Genomic DNA, 18582 nt, shown 5'->3' on the forward strand with positions numbered 1-18582 from the left:
CTCCAACTGGGAGTCGACGCCCACGTTCACGGCAGCCTCTTGCTGGGGGAGGGCGCGTACATCGGCGGCGGCCTCTGGCTGGGGGAGGGCGCGCATATCGACCGCAGTCTCCATCTGGGGGAGGGCGCGCACATCAACGGCGACCTCTCGCTGACGGAGGGCGCACACATCGACCGCGGCCTCTGGCTGGGGGAGGGCGCGCACATCGACCACAGCCTCCTGCTAGGGAAGAGCGCCCACATCACTGGCGGCCTCTGGCTGAGGGATGGCGCGCACATCGACGGCTACCTCCTGCCGGGGGAGGGCGCGTACATCGACGGCGGCCTCCATCTGGGGGAGAGTGCCCACATCACTGGCCTCTGGCTGAGGGATGGCGCGCACATCGACGGCTACCTTCTGCTGGCGAAGGGCGCGCACATCGACGCCGGCCTCCTGCTGGGGGAGGGCGCGTACATCGACGGCCTCCGTCTGGAGGAGAGCGCGTACATCGACGGCGGCCTCCTGCTGGGGGAGGGCGCGCACATCGACGGCTACCTCCTGCTGGGGGAGGGCGCGCACATGGACGGCCTTCGTCTGAGGGAGGGCGCGTACATTGGCGGGAAAAGGACCGCGGCCGAGATGGACGAGGCCATCACGGTGGGACCGGGAGCGTCGATCGGTGGCCGCACCGAGCCGCCGTGGGTGGTGATGAGCGGTGATGCCGAGGCAGGAGAGCCAGCATCGGTGGACGATCCGGTGGCTCTGACCGAGGCATCCGACGCGACGGAGCCGGGCGGCCAGGACTCGGGTTAGCCGCCGATACTGTTGAATTCTCGCTTGCTAGTATCGGACTGGTGACCGGCGCCGATCTTGTCCTCTCTGCGGCCACCGTCGAGGCCCTGGACGCTGTCCTCGACGAAACGGACTCCACCGCCCTGCGCGTCCTGCCCGTCGTTCCCCCAGCGACGCTCGATCGGGTCGTGGTCGCCGCCTACCTGGAGCAGCTCGACCCCGTCGACCGGGCGCAGTTCTCGGAGCCGACCTGGCGGGCCTACCTGTCCGACTTCCATGCCTTCACTACCTGGTGCACCGAGCACGGCATCTCCGCCCGCCCCGCGACCCCCGAGACCGTCCGGGCCTACCTCGTCGACCAAGCCGACACCCTCAAGTTGTCGACGCTCCGCCGGCGCCTCACCGCGATCAGCGCCATGCACCAGCTCTCCGGCCTGGAGACCCCCACCCGTGCCCTGATCGTCCGCCAGGCGTGGAAGGGGCTGTCCCGCATCCACCGCCCCACCCAGCCCACCCGCCGCGTCGAGGCACTCATCACCGACAAGCTGGCCGCGATCGTCGCCCCCCTTGGGGAGAGCGCGAAGGACAAGCGGGACCGGGCACTGCTGGTCATGGGCTTTGCGGGCGCGTTCCGCCGCTCGGAGCTGGCCGCGCTGAACGTGGCCGACATCGAGCTCCAGGCCGACGGTCTGCTCGTCACCCTGCGCCGATCCAAGACCGACCAGACCGGCGAGGGCCGCGTCGTGGGCCTGCCGTACGGCTCGCACCGTGCCACCTGCCCGGTCCGCTCGTGGCTGGCCTGGCGCGAGGCCGCACAGCTCGATGCCGACGGCCCGGCGTTCCTGTCGATGCGCCGCGGCGGCTCGCACATCCTGCCCTCGCGCATCCCCGCGGCCGCCATCGCGCAGGTCGTGAAGACGCGGGCTGCCGCGGTCGGCATGGACCCGCGCACGGTGTCGGGGCACTCCATGCGCGCCGGGTTCGTCACCGCGGCCGCCTTCGCCGGGCTGCCGGACCGCTCGATCATGCGCCAGACCGGGCACACCAACCCGAACTCCTTGACGCAGTACGTGCGCGAGGCGCGGACGTGGGAGGACAACCCGGCCGCGAAGGTGGGTCTGTGAGCGACCTCGACCGCCTCGACGACGGCGACCAGGAGAAGGAGAAGGAGAAGGAGAAGTCCCCGCGGCGCCGGGCGCCCTGGTGGGCCGTGGGTGTTACCGGTCTCGTGCTGGGCGGCGCCCTGACCTTCGGGGCCGTGGAGCTGGCGACCCCCGACTACGACCTCGTGACCTCCGCCAGCCTCCAGCACGCCTGGACCGAGGCCGCCCCGCGCCTGGGCAAGTACGTCATCTCCCCCGGCCCGGCCGCCTTCGTCGCGCTGCTGGCCGCGGGCCTGGCCTACCGGTCCGCCAACCGCACGATCCTGGCCGGGCGCCGCCAGGACCGCCGCAAGCGGGACCAGGAACTCGCCAACCGCGCCGAGGACCGCTGGTGGGAGCGGTACAACATGATCGAGAAGAAGGCCGGGGACCTGGACGACGAGGGCCGCCAGCTGGCCCTGGAGGCCCTGGAGTCGTCGATGACCGGCGGGGACCTCCAAGACGCCTTCTTCATCACCTTGGCGTACCGCCTGAAAGAGGGCGACCCTGTACCGGAGACCGATGAGGACGAGGAGGACGAGAAGTGAGCAACCGCGACAAGGACCGCGGCGGGAGCATCCGCGTCAGCGCCGCGCCCACGGTGCGCATCAAGGGCGTGCGGGACCCCAACGTGCGCGAGGCCATCGACGAGATGACCCAACGCGCTCAGGACCGCATCAAGGCCCGCCGGGCGCTGCGCCTGGGCGGGGCCTCCACACCGACCGGCACACTGCGCATCGAGAAGAAGACCATCTCCTGAGACGACGAAGGCCCTGCACCGAGTGTCGGTGCAGGGCCTTTGGGGTTCATGGGGCACTCAGAGGTCACGCAGGCGGTCCAGGGCTTCCCCGTTGCGCTCCGCCACGGTGTCGAGAACCTCCGCGAGGTGGGCCTGCACCTCCTCCTGCGTGTACGTCCTACCCGAGCGCGGCCGCGACGCGGCGACCTCCTCCTCCAGCAGCTCCAGCGCGGCGTAGGCGCGGTTGAAGAAGTCCAGGGACACGATGACCGCGACCTCCTGCCCATCGGCGGTGACGACGAGCGGATCCTTGCCGATGCCGGCGGTCACGGCCGGGAGGTCGACGTGCTCCACGTCGGCGTGCGGGAACATCTCGGCTGCGGGGTCCTGCTCCGCGTCCTGGCGCATTTGTGCGACGCGGGCGAGGGCCTGGGCGTGGGTCTCACCGAGGTCCGGGCCGTACTTCTCCAGCTCCCGCTCGGCCTCGTCGGCCTTGTAGCTGGCCCATGCCTGCGCAGGGGTCAATGGCTTCCGGTCTTCGCTCACGACTCCTGGTCCTCCCACGGTTCGATCGCATCCGCCGGCCGTCCGGTAGGGCTGGTGATGACCTTGCTCCACCCGTTCGGGGCAGGCCAGCGCACTCCCCACTCTGCGAGCTGGCGCTCCGTGAAGCCACCGCGTTCCGTGCGTGCCTCCTTCACCTGCTCAGGAGTCAGGTGCACGACGGTCCCCGCGGTGGGGACGACGACTCCGGCCATGCGGACGGCGCGGGAGGGGCGGTCCCGATCGACCTGGCGCTTCTCCATCGCCTTCTCGGCGGCCTCGTACCAGGCCGGGGTGACGACGATCGCGACAGGCTCCACACCGCGGTGCAGGACGGCCGGTGAGGTGCCGGCAGCGACGCGCTCGACGACGGCCTTGAGGTCCTCGATGGTGTCGAGGTCGTGGTGTTCGACGCCCTGGTGCTCGGTCATGATCGTCATCCTCTCCGTCGAGCCTCGGCTACGGCGTCCGCGGCCGTCCCCCCGAGCCCCTGCGTGGTGCGCTCGGCGGCCTGCTGCGCGTACTCCGGCGTCCACTGAGGCCGGGTGGTGTGCTTCTCGCAGCGGCCCGTCTTTCGTTCCGCCGCGGACCGGCACGGACGCTGTCCGTCTGCCACCGGCGCACCGCACCGCGCCCACATCGGGTCGTGCCAGCGGCACACGCTGGAGCCCCACTCCGCGTACGACAGGCACCGGTGGCCGTCCTTCTTCTTCGCCGCGCAGAGCGTGTCCGAGGAGGTCCTGACGTGGTCCCCGCAGAGCGGCTGCCCCTCCTGCGGCTTCTTCATGCACGGCATCCCGGTCGCCTTGACCGTGGCGATGCACAGCGTCCGCTGGTCCCCGTACTCCGTCATCACAGCGCCCCCCCGAACTCGTACACGTCGCTCATCATCGCGGCCCACTCGGTCATGCACTCGGCCATCTCCGGGTCGAACGGCTCGGCCTCGTCGGCGGTGCCGAGGTCAGCCACGGTTAGGTCGATCACCACGGCCGGGGCGTCGTCCTCGTCGTCCTGGGGCTCGCGCATGGCCTTGACCTGCTCGGCGGTCAGGCCGTCGCGCACCTCGCCGGTTTCACGGTTGAGGAAGGTGCCGTCCTCCATGGGGACCCAGCGGTCCCGCTCGGCCTTGGCGGCGATTCGTTCAGCCTCGCGGCGGGCGCGGATGTCGGCCTGGGCCCGCACGTACAGGTCGCGCTCGATCGCGTTCCGGTTCCTGCGCTCCTGGCGGCTGTTGTGGGTGTCCAGGTTGACCGCGACGGCATCGAGGTCGGCGTCGAGGCGCAGCCACCCGCCCTCGGCGTTCTGGGCGACCAAGCCGTACTGCTTCAGGGCTCGCAGGTGCTTGCGCACGGTCGGCAGGGACTTCCCGGAGGCGGCGGCAACGGCCTTCTGCGTCTGGCCCTCCACGTCAGAGAGGACGACCCAGACCTGCGCGGCCGTGGCGGACAGGCCCCGCCAGGTGAACGCCTCGTGCAGCATCACCGCAGAAACTTCCGGGACACTCAGATTCTCCACCTCGACGGTCTCGCGGACCGTGAGGGTGGCGGGGACGTGCAGGCTGTAGACCGCGCTCAAGCCCTCCTCGCCGCCGGACATGACCGTCAGCCACCCGGCGGCCTGCAGCGCCTTGACGGCCCGCTCGGCGGTGCCGCGGCCGACGTTGGCCTCCTCGGACAGCTGGCGCAGCGACATGCCGACCATGACCTTGTTCGTGCGGCTGGCGACGGCCAGGAAGGCGGCCAGGACGGTGCGCTGGGAGCCGCCGGAGCGCCCGGACCAGTCGGCGGCGTCGGCAGCGGCCCGGACCATGCCGAGGTGCTGGACGGCCTCCTGGCGGCTACGGATGGCCGGGGAGTCCGCGATCTTCTCGTCGGCGCGACGGATGTCCCGCTCGACCCGGGACTGGGCCTGACGCACCGTGCGCCCGCCGCCGCCGCGGTTGCCCGACTCGTTCCAGTAGGCGGCGGAGATGCCGTTGTTGCGGTCGAGGAGGACGCGCTCGATGCGGACGCGGGACCAGCTCTTGTTCCGCATGGACATGACGACGGAGAAGCGCGCCTCGGACCGGCTCTCGATGTCCGTGCGGTGCTCGAAGCCGTCGCGGACCTCGTCCTGGTACTTGGCCGGGAGCGGGGCGCCGGCGGTCATCGGGTCGTCGGCGTGGTCGCCGCAGGACAGCATCCCGAAGCAGGCCCGCTGGGTGCAGCCGTAGTGGTCGCAGAAGCCGTCACGGCCGCCGTGGCCGGACTGGACGTTGGGCGTCCAGGAAGTCATGATGGTTCCAATCTTCCGTCGCAGGGAGTCAAGGCCCGGTTGGTAGCCGGACCACTTGCAATGCCGAGGGGTGACGTTGGCGCGTCGCCCCTTCGGCGTTTCTGGGGGCCTATCCGGCCGAGCAAGGCGCAGGGAAGCACCTCGTCCAGCTCGGCGTCTTGTCCTGCTTGCCGAGCCCGACGATGAGGCCGAGGTCGACGAGGGCGGCCATGAGGCGCATGACGGTGGGGCGGGAGTACCCGACGTGCTGGGCCATCTCCGCCTTGCCCATGACGAGCACGTCGGTGTCGGCCAGGCGGAACTGGTAGTCGAGCCAGAGGGCGAAGTTGCCCGCGTCGCCGCCGCCGGTGAGGCGCAGGGCCTCGGCGCACCACTCGATGCTGGAGCCGCGGCCGACGGCGGTGAAGTCAGCGGCCACGGTAGCGGCCGGGTCGGTCTCGGTGGCGATCATGGAGATACCCTGCACCCTCGCCCATGACAGTGTCAACGCCTGCGCCACTGCTTCGCAGAAGTGGTCGATCAGCCCTTGGGACCAGGCATCCGGGGGTGCGTGCGTAAGCGGCCGCGAGAGGTACCGGAGAGAGGGCGGGGTGAAAAACTTGGGACACTCCCCCACACGCCCTCTACTTGTGACCCCGAGTGTCCCAGAAGTTTCACCGGTGTCATTCGACTCGCCGGTGCTCCGTGTCATTGGTCTTCCTGAGCAGTGGGTCGTCACTGGTGTCGTCCGTTTCACCTGTCGCACGTCTCCCTGGAGTCTCACCAACACCGTCATGTCCGTCGTCGGCACCGATGGTCACCAGCAGCCCTGCGCGCCGCTCTCGAGGCCGTTGGGGTTGCTCCCCGGTCCCCCACACCCGCTCCCCGGTCCCCACCGATGCCTCTCAGGGGCGTACAGCATCAAGAGGGCTTCTTGCTGTCAGGGCGCGGCGCAAGCACCTCCGGTTCGTCATGGTCCGCGCACATCGGCTCTCCGGCCGGTGACCGTTCGCAGACCAGGCCCACTGACCAGGGCCAGAGATGGACACGAAGATGAACGCCGACAAGCTCGCCGCCCTCCAGGCCCGCTGCGCCCGCCTGGCTGCCGAGGCCACCGAGACCGCTGCCGCCGCCGGCGACATGGCCGCCGTCGCTGAGGCTCGCGAGGCCGACCTGCGCGAGCGTGAACGCCGCATCGAGGAGCGCGACGCCGCCTACGCCCGCGAGGCCCTGGAGCGTCAGCAGACCGAGACCGCCATCCGCCGGCGCGTCCGCAACGCCGAGGAGAAGCACATGGCCGTCGCCGTGGGCATGGTCCGCAAGGAGGCCGCCATCGCCGCCGTGCACCGCGCCTCCACGGACGGGGCCTGGAAGGTCGACTTCCTCGCCCGCTTCAAGGAGCTGATCGCCCGCGGGGACCGCTTCACCACCGACGACGTGCTGGAGTACGTCGGCTACCCGCCTTCCGGTAAGCCGCAGATCATTGGGGCTGCCGCGAATGCGGCCGTGAAGAAACACCAGCCCCAGGTTGTCGGGATGCAGCCGTCGTCCCGCGCCACCCGCAACGGCACGAAGATTCAGGTCTGGCAGTCCGCCGCCACGGCGTACCGCCGCTTCGCGTCGCTGTGACGGATGCCGGCGAAGGCCTTCACCGACACCGGTGGGGCCTTCGCCGTGTTCGTGGTCCACTGCGGCCATGACGAGCACGTACCGGGTCCGAGCGAGCAAGTGGCGGGCGTACTGGGAGCTGCACATCGAGGACGGGCATGGCGTCGAGGTCGGTGTCACGCAGGTCGAGGGTGTCGGGGTGAGACTGGACCTGGACCTCGGTGCAGCCGAGGCGATGGTCCGGGACTTCCTGACGTGCGATGAGGTGCCCGCCGCGGACACGGCGACCATCGTCATCGTCACGGCGGATGCGGCGCCGCTGCCCTAGCTTCGGGCGGCGCGGCGTGCTGCGCGCCGCTCGAGCGCGATGGGACGGATCATCGCCCGGTGCGTGGACTCGCCGATCCCCACTCGCTCGGCCTGCTCCTTGCCGCTGATCTGCCCGATGGCCGCGGAGTAGTAGGCGCGAACCTTGTCGCCCAGGTCGACGCGGGCGGCTTCCAGCTCATCCTGGAGGTCGTCGATGCGTTGGCGGGCAGCCCGAGCTTCCCGTTCGAAGTCGTGGAGGTTGGCCGTGTAGTTGTCGTCGATCACGATCGCGGATCGTAGGGGTGCCGGCGGCGGGGTGGACGGTAGGGCCGCCCCTGGTGTGTGGTCTGCCTGCTCATGTTCGCTCCCGGCGACGGGAGACTTGCGTCGGTGGGATCCGGCACACGAGTCCTCCGCCATGACGAAGGCCCCAATCGCGGTCTGCGTTGGGGCCTTCGGTGTTCACGGGCTGAGGTCAGTCCCAGATGAAGTCCGGGGCCTCCCAGGAGCCGGTGTAGCGGACGCCGAAGTGCAGGGCCAGCTCGTCGCGCAACGTGCACTCCAGCGCCTTGCGGGACACGGCGGTCGCGGTGAGGCCCGGCAGGTCGAGCACCTCGCCGACGACCTGGCCGTCGCGCTCGTCGACGTGGACGCGCCACGGGCCCCGCATCGCCTTGCGCTCCTCGGCGTAGCCGTCCGGGTCACGCCAGTCCTGGTCGGCGCCCCTCTGCAAGGCGGTCAGGCTGTGCTCGCGCAGGTACGCGCCAACGAGCGGCGGTCTCGTCCCCGGCGACGGCGCGGACCGCGGCCAAGGCGTCATCGAGGGCTGCGACGCGGCGAACTGGGGTGAGGTCGGGGTTGCTCATCAGGCTCGAGGGCGTCCGGCGGGTCGAGCCGCCCGGGTCTCGCCGCTTACGATCGTCTCCGCCACCTGCTGCGGGGTTCGGTGCGCGGAGAGGTACTCCAGCGCGTACCGCATGACGGCCGACTGGGTCACCGCCCGCGTCCGCATGAGCATCCCCGCCGACGTGCAGTCGAACAGGAAGTCCGCGGCGTCGGCGTCCAGGTAGAGCTGGGTGGCCTTGAGGGTGTCGCGGACGACGGGTTGGGGCACAGTGCGCTCCTGGCGGCGGGCTCGGGTGGGCGGTGCGGGGGTCGGCTCGGCGGCCTGCTCGACGCCCTGGTCCTCGGCCTGGCCGGCGGCCTGCTCGACGGGCTCGACCTTCGGGTAGGTCACCTCCTTGCGCGGATGACGCGGCAAGGGGCTGCGCCGCCCGGAGGTCGCCTCCAGCGCGGCCAGCGGGTTCGGGGACTCACTCATCGACGTAGCTCCTCACGGCGGCCGCCACGGCGTGCACCGCGTCGGCGAAGGGTCGGTAGGCCGCGGGGACGGGGTCTTGCCCCACCACGGCCTGCTGGGTCTTGCGGTACGGCAGCTCACGCACCTCCGGGACCAGCGGGGCGACCGCAGGCCCGTACTTGTCCACCAGGTCACGCAGGCGGTCCACCTCCGCAGGCAGACGCCGACGAGGCACCCGATTCGGGGTCAGCAGCAGCGGGTAGTCGCCGGACTCGACGAGCATCCCCTCCAGGGCGTTCAGTTCGTGGGTGGCGAGGATGACCGGGACGACCACGACGTGCGCGGCGAGCATCGCCCCGTGCCCGCCGTGCGCGGCCCCGGGGTGGGTGTCGACGACGATGAACGGCCGGCCCCAGTCCGCGGCCCACTTCTCCAGCAGCCCGGCCATCGTCTCGGGGTCCGGCTGGGCCTGCTCGAAGTGCGGGTGTCCCGGCACGAGGTCCGGCTTGCGGGCCCGACCCGCCAGCGGCTTCGGGGTGCGCCCGGAGTCCAGGGCCTCCAGCAGCGGGGCCTTGACCCGGTCGCGGTGGCGGTAGCCCCACTTCCGGGTCGCGCCCCCCTCGTCCCAGTCCAGGTCGACCAGGGGCGCGTCGAGGGCGACGGCCACCTCGTAGGCCAGGGTCGTCTTCCCGACGCCGCCCTTGCTGGAGGCTACGGTCACGATCTTCGGCGTCATGCGCGCACCGTGGCAGGAGTCGTGCGCGCACCGTGGGAGGCACGCCGATCGTGCGTGCACGTCTTAATGGAAAAACGTGCACGCATATTTTGATGGCATGTTATGCACGCACGATAGGCTTATTTAACAGACACGTACGTCTAGCGTGCACGCAGAGCCAACGCGCAGGATGTGCCCGTATCGCGGTCCTGACCTGCATGTTTGGTCCGACGCGCATGATGGTGCTGCGCGCATGGCATCTAACGCGTACGCCCTCCGCGCACGCAGCGTGCACGCACCCGATGCACGTCAGGCGAGACGCAAACGCGCACCCCTCGGCACGGTGCGCGCATGGCCCCCACGAAGACCACCGCGTCCCTGCCCGCCCCCATCGACTACGCGCACCCGTCGGCGCAGCTCGTCGCCAAGATGGGCGCCTAGCTCCGCGTCGAGGAGGACGGTCACCTCACTTGGACCGGCACCACCGACAACGGCACCCCGGCCGTCGGCTGGGAGGGACGCCGCCTGTCGGTGCGCCGCCTGCTGTGGGCGATGAAGCACGGCCCCCTGCCCGAGCAGGACGTCGTGCGCGTCACCTGCGCCGGCCTCGGCTGCTGCCTGCCCGAGCACCAGGCGATGACCAACCTCGTCGCGGCCCGCCCGGTTCACCCCGGCCGCCGTCAACGCTCTCGCCGCGCAGCTGCGCTGGAGCGTCAACCAGGAGCACCTCGTCTGGACAGGGGAGGCCATCGGGGGCACGCCGTCCTTCGAGTGGGCCGGGCGCATCTACTCCCCGCGGCGCCTGGCGTGGGCGATGCTCCACGGCGCCCCCTCGATTCGCACGAAGATCATCACGACGTGCGGGGTGGACACCTGCGTCGCCGAGGAGCACCTCGCCGCGGTCGGGGGCTGACGTGCCCTCCAAGCCCCTGTCGCTGTGCCCGACCCCGGGATGCTTCGAGCGCACCCCGGTCGGGCCGTGCGCCTCCTGCAAGCCAGCCCGCCGGAAGGAGACCGACACCGCCCGGGGCAGTGCCGCCTCCCGCGGGTACGGGCACCGCCACCGCACCGTCTTCCGCCCCGGCGTCCTCCAACGCGACCCGATCTGCACCTGGCCCGCAGGATGCACCCGCCTGTCCGAGATCGCCGACCACTTCCTACTGTCGCGCCGGGAGCTCGTCGAGCAGGGCCTGGACCCCGACGACCCCGCGCACGGCCGGAGACTGTGCTGGAGCCACCACTCTCAGCACACTGCGCAGGCGCAGCCCGGGGGGGGTGGAACGCCCGTACCTGATCGCAGCGTGTCCGCTCGGTAGGGGAGGGGAGAGAGGCCATGATGGGCGCTCATGGGTGTCCTGGTGAAGATCCTCCTCGCGCCCTTGGTGGCCCTCGACCGGTGGCACGCCTTCATGTACCGCTTCCTCAACTCCCGCGGAGCTGACGGGGAGCGGGCACACGCCCGGCTGCACATGGCGCAGGGCGGTCTTCTGGTCCTGCTGGGATCGATCTTCCTGCTGAGCTACTACCCGATCATCTGCGTGCCGTTCGTGGCCCTGTCGGTCCCGTACTTCGTGGCCGCAGCGAAGCGCCGGCGCAAGGCGCAGACCTTTATCGCTCAGGACGAGGTCCGGGCCCGGCGTCAATCAAGGGATGGACTCAAGCACCCCTCCCACGGCATCACCCGCGGGTGACCACCTGGTTCGTTGACGCAGCTCGTACCCGCATCGACTGCATGGGCGCCGTCAGGGAAGTCCGTGATCATCCGCGGCATGATGATCGTCATGGACGCATGGGGCTGGGGAGCAGCGATCACGGCTTTCGTGGCCGGCACGATCCTCCCGACGTTCGCGGCCTTCACTTCTTGGCTGGAGGGACGGTCCTCTAGGCGCAGGGCCAAGGACGACGTGGAGCTCTACCTGTCCATGCCAGAGGGCACGCCAGGTCGCGTCGAGCTGGGGCGGATCGTCGAGATGCAGATGTCGCGTCGTTTGAACAGCTTGACCCCGGGGTACGAGGAGCTGCTTCGTCGCCGCCGGCGGTTGCGTTGGTGGGGGAACATCGTTACTACTTTCCCGCTCCCAGGTGGCTTGCTCCTCATCCCGTTCGGAGTGTGGACCGTGTCCCGGCCTGAGTTCCCCGACAACGCGCTTGGGCTCTACCTCTACCTGGCTATCTTCGCGGCCGCAGTTGTGATCTCGCTCGTGGTTGGTCGAGTGACGCGAGGCAGGACGGACGCCATCGACGGACAGATCGCACAGCTCGGAGTTCGGGCCCGCCGGACAGGTGATGCTCGTCGCGGCCCGCAGCCCGACAACTGAGGGAGCTGGACGAGGGACATCTCGTTCAGGCCGGTCTGGAGCTTGTCGATCCCGACAGTATGAAGGTCCTCGCCACCGTCACCATGTTCGTCGTCCTGGCCTGCGGCGTCGTCTTCCTCGCCAAGACGGTCACTGACCATCGGGCAGCGCAGCAGCAGGCCCATCAGGAGGAGCTCGAAAGTCGGGAACACAGCAAGAAGTACATGCAGGACTTGGAGGCGTACATGACTTGCGTCCAAGCCCACGGCACTGATGCGTGCATCCACCCCTGACGGTCGGTAGGCGTAGACGCGACCTCCGGGGGGAGTGCACGTCCACCGGCTCCACTGGGTCACTAGGGGGTCTGGCCGGTGCGCACGCATCGGGTCCCATGCGCACGCACGCACCGCCCGGCGGGGCAGGGGGCGTCGCCACCGCTGACCCCAGCGAGGGGGAAGACCTCCGGGGTGAGTGCGCGCCCACCGGCTCAACCTGGCAGGGAGGGCACTGCCGACGGGCCTACCCCTCGGCGAGGGCCTCGTCGATCTGATCGGCGGCGCGCAGCAGCTCGGCGGCCACACGGCGGGCCTCCTCGGCGTTTCCCGTCATCGCCCACCCAGTGCCGCCGAACAGGTGCACCGCGGAGTCCTTGACGATCCAGGTGCTGTCCTCGTCCCGTTCGCGGTTGATGACCGACCACGCCCTGACGCCCGTCATCGGGAGCTCCTCTTCTGGGGTGAGGCCGACGGCGTGGCGTTCGTATGCGCGTTTGGTGACGAACGCCTTCCAGCCCTCGGCGTGACGCTCGGCGAGGAGGGCCTGCTGGTGCTTCTGCTCTGCGGTGTCCATGCCGTGATCTTTCCCTAGCGCCTCACATCCGCGGCACGGTGCGGCGGTACGGCCGGGGCATGGCATGATCACGATGTACCCGCCGCCCGGTCATGCTCAGTCTCACCCCCCCTTCCGTGTACGGCGCGGTGGCACGGCCCTTCCGTCGATCACTGGATACGGTCAGGATGTGCCTGATCTTCAGACGGTGACTGCGGCCTTCGGCGCCGCGGCTAAGGCCAAGCTGACTGCGGCCGCCATCACCGGCCAGCCCGAGGACCAGCTTCGCGGCCCGCTGGAGGCGTACCTGACGGCCCTGGGAGAGATGTCGGGTGTGGTCAGCGCCCCGGACACCCTGGTCTTCGTGGGTGAGTCGGCCTTGAAGCAGCTGCAGGTGCGCCCGGACTTCGCGGTCCTGCGGGACGGTGTGCTCGTCGGCTTCATCGAGGTCAAGGCCCCGGGGAAGGGCGCCGACCCCCGGCACTTCACCGACAAGCACGACCGCGACCAGTGGGCCAAGCTCCAGGCCCTGCCCAACCTCATGTACACCGACGGCAACGAGTTCACGCTTTGGAACAGCGGCGAACAAGTGGGCTCGGTCCAGCGGCTCAAGGGCGACATCGAGGTCGCCGGCAACAAGCTCACCGCGCCGTCTGAGCTGCTCGGCCTCATGGCGAGCTTCCTCACCTGGAAGCCATACGCACCGTCCAGCCCGGCACAACTGGCTCAGACCGCTGCCCGTCTCTGCCGCCTACTTCGCGACGAGGTCGCGGAGCAGCTCGCCGTCAGCCACCCCGTCCTCACCGGCCTAGCCAAGGACTGGCGTCACCTCCTGTTCCCCGACGCCAGCGACAAGGAGTTCGCCGACTCTTACGCCCAAGCCGTCACGTTCGGCCTCCTCATGGCCCGCGTCCGCAACATCGACCTCGACGAAGGCGTCGGCGCCGCCGCCGCGAAGCTCGCCGCCCAGCAGCACTCCCTGGTGGGAACCGCCCTGCGCATCCTCACGGACGGACAGCTCGCCGACGACGCACTGGCGACCTCTGTCGCCACCTTGACGCGGACCCTGTCGGTGGTGGACTGGCCGAAGCTCTCAAAGGGCAACGCTGACGCTTGGCTGTTTTTCTACGAGGACTTCCTGGCGGTCTACGACCCCGAGCTGCGGAAGGCGACCGGCTCCTACTACACGCCCGTCGAGGTCGTCCGGTCCATGACGGGCATGGTGGACGAAGCGCTCACGAGCAACTTCGGGCTGACAGGCGGCTTGGCCGACCCGTCCGTGACGGTGCTGGACCCCGCTCTTGGCACGGGTACCTACCTGCTGGAAGTCGTTCGCCGGATCGCTGAGCGTGTCGAAGCTGACCAAGGCGCCGGCGCCGTCCCCGGTGCTCTGGCGGCAACCGTGAACCGGATCGTGGGGTTCGAGCTTCAGATCGGTCCGTTCGCGGTGGCCCAGCTGCGTCTGCTGGCCGAGCTGACGGAGATGGCGGTACCACAGGCCGCGCAAGAACATCTGCGCACGTACGTCACCAACACCCTCGCCGACCCCCTCGTTGAAGAAGCGACACTGGGCACCTGGTACGAGCCGATCGCCCAGTCTCGCCGGGCCGCGAACAAGATCAAGGCCGATGAGCCCGTCATGGTCGTCCTGGGGAACCCGCCCTACAAGGACAAGAGCCGCGGCAAGGGTGGCTTCGTCGAAAGCGGTGCCGCTGGCCGCCCCGCCCCTCTGACCCGCTTCATGCCCGACGCCGCCTTGGGTGTCGGCGCGCACGTCAAGCACCTCTACAACCCGTACGTGTACTTCTGGCGCTGGGCCACCGAGAAGGTCTTCGACCAGCACGCTCTCGAGGACAAAGGCATCGTCTGCTTCATCACGGTCGCCGGGTTCCTCGGCGGCCCCGGCTTCGCCGGCATGCGCTCATACCTACGAGACCGGGCCGACTCGATCTACGTCATCGACTGCTCACCGGAAGGCCACCAGCCAGCGGTATCGACCCGCATCTTCCAAGGTGTGATGCAGCCGGTCTGCATCGTCATGGCCGTCCGGGACGGCTCGACGGCGCCCGGCACAGCGGCTGCCGTCCACTATCGCCAGCTGGCGGCCGGGCCGCGGCAGCAGAAGTTCCAGGAACTTCAGAACCTCTCCCTGCACGACACGGACTGGTTGCTCGCCTCCACCGCCGCGGCGGCACCGTTCTGGCCGCAGGCCGGCGAGGACTGGTCCGCGCACCCGTCTCTCGCGGACCTTCTCCTTTACTCCGGCAGTGGCTCGATGCTGGGTCGCACCTGGCCGATCGCCCCGGACAAGGAGACCCTGGAACGCCGATGGAAGGCGCTGGTTGCAGCACCCACCGACCGCAAGCCGGAGCTGCTGCAAGAGCACCCCACCGATCGACGCGTTGACACTGAGCTGTCCGACAACCTTCCGGGATACCCAGCTCCGGTGACTTCCATCGGGTCTGAGACAGGAGCATCGGCTCCACCGGTCAGGTACGGGTATCGATCGTTCGACCGACAGTGGGTCATCCCCGACAAGCGAGTCATGAACCGCCCGAACCCAATGCTGTGGCGCATCCACGGACCTCAGCAGGTCTTCCTGACGGCTCTAGACCTTCACTCACCGCAGGGACCTGCGGCGACCTTCAGCGCGCTGGTTCCCGATCTTCACCATTATCAAGGCAGCTTTGGCGGTCGTGCATGGCCCTTGTGGTTGGACGACAACGGATCAATCCCCAACGTGCCGCCCAAGCTGCTGAGCACGTTGTCCGATCGCATCGGCGTGACCGTCACCCCCATGGTCTGGATGGCCTACCTCGCCGGGGTCCTCTCCCATCCGGACTATTCACAACGGTTCGAGAAGCACCTCGCGGCGCCGGGCCTGCGGGTTCCCATCGCCGCCGACACGGCGACCTTCCAACGCGCTGCGGCTCTCGGCGCCCAGGTGCTGTGGCTGCACAGCTACGGCACCCGCTACGTGGACCCCAAGGCCGGCCGCCCTGCCGGCGCGCCTCGGGTGACGCCTGCAACCGACGCACCGAAGGTCATGGGCGGACACCCCATGCCGGCTGATGGCGACGACATGCCGGACACCCTCAAGTACGACCCGTCCGGGCAAGTCCTCAAGGTCGGCGCAGGTTGGGTCAGCAACGTGCTGCCGGGAGTGTGGGACTATAGCGTCGGGGGGAAGCGCATCCTGACGCAATGGTTCTCCTACCGGAAGGCCGACCGAGAGCGTCCGCAGATGGGCAGTCGACGCAACAGCCCTCTGTCCCTGCTCCAGCCCGACCATTGGCTGCCTGAGTACACGCAAGACCTCATCGACCTGCTGAACGTCCTCACGTTGCTGGAGCAGGTTCATCCGCAGCAGCAAGCCGTGCTCACCGACATCCTCGCCGGGCCGCTGGTGACGGTGGCCGACCTCACGGTGGCTGGCGTCTTCCCTGTCGATGAGCAGGTGCGGAAGGCGGCGAAGAGGCCGCAGAGCGGCTCAACGATCCCCTCGGACCCCGACACCTTGTTCGGGTAGTTCCCAAGCCCATCCGGAGCGCTGGTATCGCCGCGTCCGTGAGCTCGCCTGACACCGGCTGCCGTCCCTCGCTCAGGACGGCAGCCGTTCGGTCAGTGAGCTGAAGCAGGCTCACGCACCATCACAGACTCCGCCGGCCACTGCTCAGCAGGTAGGGAATCGACTACGAAGCCGTGCCGTGCGTACCACCGGGCCAGGCGCTGGACCCGGTCGTCGTAGTCGTCGTACCCCGGCCCCGGGTTCAGGCGTGCGACGACCTGCATGTTCGTGTCGTCGGCGTAGCGGCACAGCTCCTGCAGCGCCGCTGTCCCCAGCCCCCTGCCGCCCAAGCCGTCGTGCACCACGATGTCGTGGAGCTCGATGCACTCATCGAACTTCCTCAGGCCGGGGATCCACCGCCGGGTCTCCTGCAGGTCGTCGCTGACGAAGAACGTGATGGGGCTGTGGCCTCGATGCAGGTCGCGCACCGAGTGAACTCGTGGTCGGTCCTCGACCGGCAGGTGCTCGACCACTCTGCGGCGCAGCCCAGTGTCTTTCACCTCACCAGCCAAGACCCGCACGGCTTGCCGCACCTGAGCCTCTCCGGAGCGGTCCCCGCGGTGTGCGTTCAGCCGGACCCCAGGCATCTCTTCCAGCAGTTGGGCGACATCGACGCTCAGAGCCCTTTGTCCCTCAGCGCGCAGGACCTGCCGCAGGGTCTCCTCGAGGTAGAAGGCCTTCGCGCCGCTCAGCGTTCCCCATCGTCCCGGCTCGGCACCCACACCGTGCGGGCCGAAGTCGCCGCGAGTGTGCTCCTGCTCCTGGTGTGCTCGCTCTAGGGATCGAGCTGCCTCATCCAGCGTGGTGCGCCGACCTGGGCGGTACCAGGCCAACGCCTCGGCGGCGGCTTGGACCGCTTCGGCGCGGTCCAAAGCCTCACAAGCGTGTTGGTAGCGAAGAACCGCCTCCTGCGCCGACGAGGAGGGCGATGCTTCCGCCTGATTCCGAAGACTGTTGTGTGCGCCGCTCGTCACTGTGGCCCTTCCACCGCGTCATCAACTTCACGATCGAGTGCACGGGGTGTGCACGGGGTCACCCTCGCAGAGCCCCAGACTTCGTGATCACGGGTGCCGTCAGGGTGCTCGTTGAGCGGACACTCAGCGGTGTGGGTGCCGGCGGCTCCAGCCTTTGGGGATTTTCTGGTGGGGTCTACATGCGCGCATGCGTGAGGGACTGCCGGTACCTGGAGGTCGAGCCCTTTCGTCTCCCACCGCGACCGACCTTGCCGTCCGGGAGTCTGCACTCGGGTGACGAACATCCTTTCGGCCCAGACGCAACACATAAAGGACAAGCGGGCCACGGATGATTTGGTGCCGGGCACCGACAGCGAGCCGTTTTGACACAAGAACCGCGTACTTCGTCGGGCTCGCGGTGCGCAGTGCAGTAGTACCTCAACCTCACTGTTTGCGAGACGGACCGGGGAGCAAGCGGCAGGATCTCGTGGCATGGCCGCTCCCGATGACACCGCCGGCAAGCCGGCTAAGAAGTCGGTCATGAAGCCGACGGCAGCTGCGGCTCACAGTGCGAGCCAGCCTGAGCGGCCCAGCGGCACCCCGGCGGCGGTCACCGCAGGGGGACTGCCGCCGCGGCTGATCTGGCTCATCGTCGGGATCATCGTGGTCGCGGTCGCGGTCATCGTCGGGATCTGGGTGTACCTGCCCGACCTGTTCGTCCCCGACAACGTCCAGCCGACGGATGCCGACCCGAACGCCCGGGTCACCGCGGAGATCTCCGCCCGCTCCCCGCTCGGCGTCCTGTCCGGGGCGGTGATGGCTGCGGCCGCCGCCGCCATCGGCGTGGTCGTCAGCCATCACACGGCGAGCTTGACCCGCGCCACCCTGGAGGAGACCCGCCGCTCCAACGACCTGACCGACCAGCGCGCCGTCGCCGGCGCCCGCGACGAGCGGTTCACCAAGGCCGTCGAACAGCTCGGCCACACCGCAGCGGCCGTGCGGCTGGGGGCCATGCACAGCCTGGCCCGCCTCGCCGGCGAAGACCGCGAGCGGGTGCCGACCGTCATCGACATCCTGTGCGCCTACCTGCGCCAGCCCTTCCACCACCCCGACCACGACGCCCCCGCCGCCTCGGTCGGCGCTCCGACCGACGCAGCCCAGGGGCAGGACGCCGGTGAGGAGGTCGATGGGGGAACCAACGCTGCGTCGAAGACCGCGGCACTCCAGGCGCAGCCGGACGGGTGGACGCCTGCCGATGAGCGGGAACGGGAGCTGCGCGATGCCGAGGCAGAAGTCCGCCGTACCGCCCAGCGCCTGATCACTGCCACCCTTGCGCTGCTGGATGAGGATGCTCCACCGGTCGAGGTGAACCTGCGGGGCGCCAAGCTCCTGGACGACTTCCTTCTCACCGGGCAGCGTGTCGGACGGGTCGATCTCACCCGGGTCTACCTCACCGGAACCCTCCAACTGGGAGTCGACGCCCACGTTCACGGCAGCCTCTTGCTGGGGGAGGGCGCGTACATCGGCGGCGGCCTCTGGCTGGGGGAGGGCGCGCA

Annotated in this window: 21 protein-coding genes and 2 pseudogenes; 11 read left to right on the forward strand and 12 right to left on the reverse strand. The window is 69.5% G+C overall.

Going from position 1 to position 18582, the window contains the following annotated elements:
- Together CLV37_RS29245 and CLV37_RS29250 are read right to left on the reverse strand one after the other, a co-directional pair.
- Positions 1–213, reverse strand: a pseudogene (locus tag CLV37_RS29245) (hypothetical protein); the annotation flags it as partial.
- Between the two features lie 9 nt (positions 214–222).
- The gene (locus tag CLV37_RS29250; protein WP_425433635.1) at positions 223–558 is read right to left on the reverse strand and encodes a hypothetical protein; all 336 of its coding nucleotides are present in this window, start codon (positions 556–558) and stop codon (positions 223–225) included.
- Positions 559–618: 60 nt separating this feature from the next.
- Here CLV37_RS29250 and CLV37_RS29255 point away from each other — a divergent pair, with 60 nt between their 5' ends.
- The 4 genes from CLV37_RS29255 to CLV37_RS25585 are packed head-to-tail and all read left to right on the forward strand — an operon-like array spanning position 619 to position 2673.
- The gene (locus CLV37_RS29255; protein ID WP_425433636.1) at positions 619–792 is read left to right on the forward strand and encodes a hypothetical protein; all 174 of its coding nucleotides are present in this window, start codon (positions 619–621) and stop codon (positions 790–792) included.
- 41 nt (positions 793–833) lie between these two features.
- Entirely contained in the window at positions 834–1895 is a 1062-nt protein-coding gene (locus tag CLV37_RS25575; protein WP_106215579.1) for a tyrosine-type recombinase/integrase, read from the forward strand.
- A complete protein-coding gene (locus tag CLV37_RS25580) occupies positions 1892–2461 on the forward strand; it encodes a hypothetical protein (RefSeq protein WP_106215580.1) in 570 nt (189 codons plus the stop codon). Before CLV37_RS25575 ends, CLV37_RS25580 begins: the two co-directional genes overlap by 4 nt.
- Positions 2458–2673 carry a hypothetical protein gene (locus tag CLV37_RS25585; protein WP_106215581.1) on the forward strand — a complete coding sequence of 72 codons (216 nt, stop codon included), beginning with the start codon at positions 2458–2460 and terminating at the stop codon, positions 2671–2673. Before CLV37_RS25580 ends, CLV37_RS25585 begins: the two co-directional genes overlap by 4 nt.
- 57 nt (positions 2674–2730) lie before the next feature.
- On the opposite strand, the gene CLV37_RS25590 is transcribed toward CLV37_RS25585, so the two are convergent.
- From CLV37_RS25590 to CLV37_RS25610, 4 genes are all read right to left on the reverse strand, one after another.
- On the reverse strand, positions 2731–3198 hold the full coding sequence (locus tag CLV37_RS25590) for a hypothetical protein (protein ID WP_106215582.1): 468 nt from the start codon (positions 3196–3198) through the stop codon (positions 2731–2733).
- Positions 3195–3626 carry a hypothetical protein gene (locus CLV37_RS25595; RefSeq protein ID WP_146149596.1) on the reverse strand — a complete coding sequence of 144 codons (432 nt, stop codon included), beginning with the start codon at positions 3624–3626 and terminating at the stop codon, positions 3195–3197. The genes CLV37_RS25590 and CLV37_RS25595 overlap by 4 nt, the downstream gene beginning before the upstream one ends.
- 421 nt (positions 3627–4047) lie before the next feature.
- Complete coding sequence (locus tag CLV37_RS25605; RefSeq protein ID WP_106215585.1) at positions 4048–5469, reverse strand: helix-turn-helix domain-containing protein; 1422 nt, start codon at positions 5467–5469, stop codon at positions 4048–4050.
- Positions 5470–5578: 109 nt separating this feature from the next.
- Positions 5579–5920 carry a helix-turn-helix domain-containing protein gene (locus CLV37_RS25610; protein WP_106215586.1) on the reverse strand — a complete coding sequence of 114 codons (342 nt, stop codon included), beginning with the start codon at positions 5918–5920 and terminating at the stop codon, positions 5579–5581.
- Between the two features lie 569 nt (positions 5921–6489).
- Here CLV37_RS25610 and CLV37_RS25615 point away from each other — a divergent pair.
- Complete coding sequence (locus CLV37_RS25615; protein WP_146149597.1) at positions 6490–7077, forward strand: hypothetical protein; 588 nt, start codon at positions 6490–6492, stop codon at positions 7075–7077.
- Between the two features lie 67 nt (positions 7078–7144).
- Entirely contained in the window at positions 7145–7384 is a 240-nt protein-coding gene (locus CLV37_RS25620; protein ID WP_106215588.1) for a hypothetical protein, read from the forward strand.
- Here CLV37_RS25620 and CLV37_RS25625 read toward each other — a convergent pair.
- The 4 genes from CLV37_RS25625 to CLV37_RS25640 all read right to left on the reverse strand — a co-directional run bounded on the left by CLV37_RS25625 (position 7381) and on the right by CLV37_RS25640 (position 9401).
- Complete coding sequence (locus tag CLV37_RS25625; protein ID WP_106215589.1) at positions 7381–7650, reverse strand: hypothetical protein; 270 nt, start codon at positions 7648–7650, stop codon at positions 7381–7383. The genes CLV37_RS25620 and CLV37_RS25625 overlap by 4 nt on opposite strands.
- A gap of 190 nt (positions 7651–7840) precedes the next feature.
- On the reverse strand, positions 7841–8098 hold the full coding sequence (locus tag CLV37_RS25630) for a hypothetical protein (RefSeq protein WP_106215590.1): 258 nt from the start codon (positions 8096–8098) through the stop codon (positions 7841–7843).
- Positions 8099–8230: 132 nt separating this feature from the next.
- Entirely contained in the window at positions 8231–8686 is a 456-nt protein-coding gene (locus CLV37_RS25635; RefSeq protein WP_106215591.1) for a hypothetical protein, read from the reverse strand.
- On the reverse strand, positions 8679–9401 hold the full coding sequence (locus tag CLV37_RS25640) for a ParA family protein (protein ID WP_106215592.1): 723 nt from the start codon (positions 9399–9401) through the stop codon (positions 8679–8681). Before CLV37_RS25640 ends, CLV37_RS25635 begins: the two co-directional genes overlap by 8 nt.
- 1325 nt (positions 9402–10726) lie before the next feature.
- Between CLV37_RS25640 and CLV37_RS25650 the strand changes: the two genes are divergently transcribed.
- The 3 genes from CLV37_RS25650 to CLV37_RS25660 all read left to right on the forward strand — a co-directional run bounded on the left by CLV37_RS25650 (position 10727) and on the right by CLV37_RS25660 (position 11970).
- Positions 10727–11071, forward strand: coding sequence for a hypothetical protein (locus CLV37_RS25650; protein ID WP_106215593.1), 345 nt, complete (start codon positions 10727–10729; stop codon positions 11069–11071).
- A 78-nt stretch (positions 11072–11149) separates the two neighbouring features.
- Entirely contained in the window at positions 11150–11698 is a 549-nt protein-coding gene (locus CLV37_RS25655; protein WP_146149598.1) for a hypothetical protein, read from the forward strand.
- A gap of 59 nt (positions 11699–11757) precedes the next feature.
- The gene (locus CLV37_RS25660) at positions 11758–11970 is read left to right on the forward strand and encodes a hypothetical protein (protein ID WP_106215595.1); all 213 of its coding nucleotides are present in this window, start codon (positions 11758–11760) and stop codon (positions 11968–11970) included.
- A gap of 226 nt (positions 11971–12196) precedes the next feature.
- Here CLV37_RS25660 and CLV37_RS25665 read toward each other — a convergent pair whose 3' ends face one another.
- Positions 12197–12526, reverse strand: a complete 330-nt coding sequence (locus CLV37_RS25665; RefSeq protein WP_106215596.1) for a hypothetical protein — start codon at positions 12524–12526, stop codon at positions 12197–12199.
- A 169-nt stretch (positions 12527–12695) separates the two neighbouring features.
- Here CLV37_RS25665 and CLV37_RS25670 point away from each other — a divergent pair, with 169 nt between their 5' ends.
- Positions 12696–16034, forward strand: a complete 3339-nt coding sequence (locus CLV37_RS25670) for a type ISP restriction/modification enzyme (RefSeq protein WP_211298960.1) — start codon at positions 12696–12698, stop codon at positions 16032–16034.
- 92 nt (positions 16035–16126) lie between these two features.
- Here the strand turns inward: CLV37_RS25670 and CLV37_RS27210 are convergent, their stop codons facing one another.
- Positions 16127–16945: a GNAT family N-acetyltransferase gene (locus CLV37_RS27210; RefSeq protein ID WP_146149599.1), complete on the reverse strand. Its 819-nt coding sequence runs from the start codon at positions 16943–16945 to the stop codon at positions 16127–16129.
- Between the two features lie 573 nt (positions 16946–17518).
- Between CLV37_RS27210 and CLV37_RS25685 the strand changes: the two are divergent.
- Positions 17519–18582: pseudogene (locus CLV37_RS25685) on the forward strand (UDP-glucose 4-epimerase); the annotation flags it as partial.

Source organism: Kineococcus rhizosphaerae (assembly GCF_003002055.1).
GTDB lineage: Bacteria > Actinomycetota > Actinomycetes > Actinomycetales > Kineococcaceae > Kineococcus > Kineococcus rhizosphaerae.

Excerpts from the sequence above, each read along its gene's own strand:
- CLV37_RS29255 (WP_425433636.1), top strand. The coding sequence starts at position 619 with ATGGACGAGGCCATCACGGTGGGACCGGGAGCGTCGATCGGTGGCCGC.
- CLV37_RS25595 (WP_146149596.1), bottom strand. The coding sequence starts at position 3,626 with ATGACCGAGCACCAGGGCGTCGAACACCACGACCTCGACACCATCGAG.
- CLV37_RS25605 (WP_106215585.1), bottom strand. The coding sequence starts at position 5,469 with ATGACTTCCTGGACGCCCAACGTCCAGTCCGGCCACGGCGGCCGTGAC.
- CLV37_RS25610 (WP_106215586.1), bottom strand. The coding sequence starts at position 5,920 with ATGATCGCCACCGAGACCGACCCGGCCGCTACCGTGGCCGCTGACTTC.
- CLV37_RS25615 (WP_146149597.1), top strand. The coding sequence starts at position 6,490 with ATGGACACGAAGATGAACGCCGACAAGCTCGCCGCCCTCCAGGCCCGC.
- CLV37_RS25620 (WP_106215588.1), top strand. The coding sequence starts at position 7,145 with ATGACGAGCACGTACCGGGTCCGAGCGAGCAAGTGGCGGGCGTACTGG.
- CLV37_RS25635 (WP_106215591.1), bottom strand. The coding sequence starts at position 8,686 with ATGAGTGAGTCCCCGAACCCGCTGGCCGCGCTGGAGGCGACCTCCGGG.
- CLV37_RS25640 (WP_106215592.1), bottom strand. The coding sequence starts at position 9,401 with ATGACGCCGAAGATCGTGACCGTAGCCTCCAGCAAGGGCGGCGTCGGG.
- CLV37_RS25650 (WP_106215593.1), top strand. The coding sequence starts at position 10,727 with ATGGGTGTCCTGGTGAAGATCCTCCTCGCGCCCTTGGTGGCCCTCGAC.
- CLV37_RS25655 (WP_146149598.1), top strand. The coding sequence starts at position 11,150 with ATGATGATCGTCATGGACGCATGGGGCTGGGGAGCAGCGATCACGGCT.
- CLV37_RS25660 (WP_106215595.1), top strand. The coding sequence starts at position 11,758 with ATGAAGGTCCTCGCCACCGTCACCATGTTCGTCGTCCTGGCCTGCGGC.
- CLV37_RS25665 (WP_106215596.1), bottom strand. The coding sequence starts at position 12,526 with ATGGACACCGCAGAGCAGAAGCACCAGCAGGCCCTCCTCGCCGAGCGT.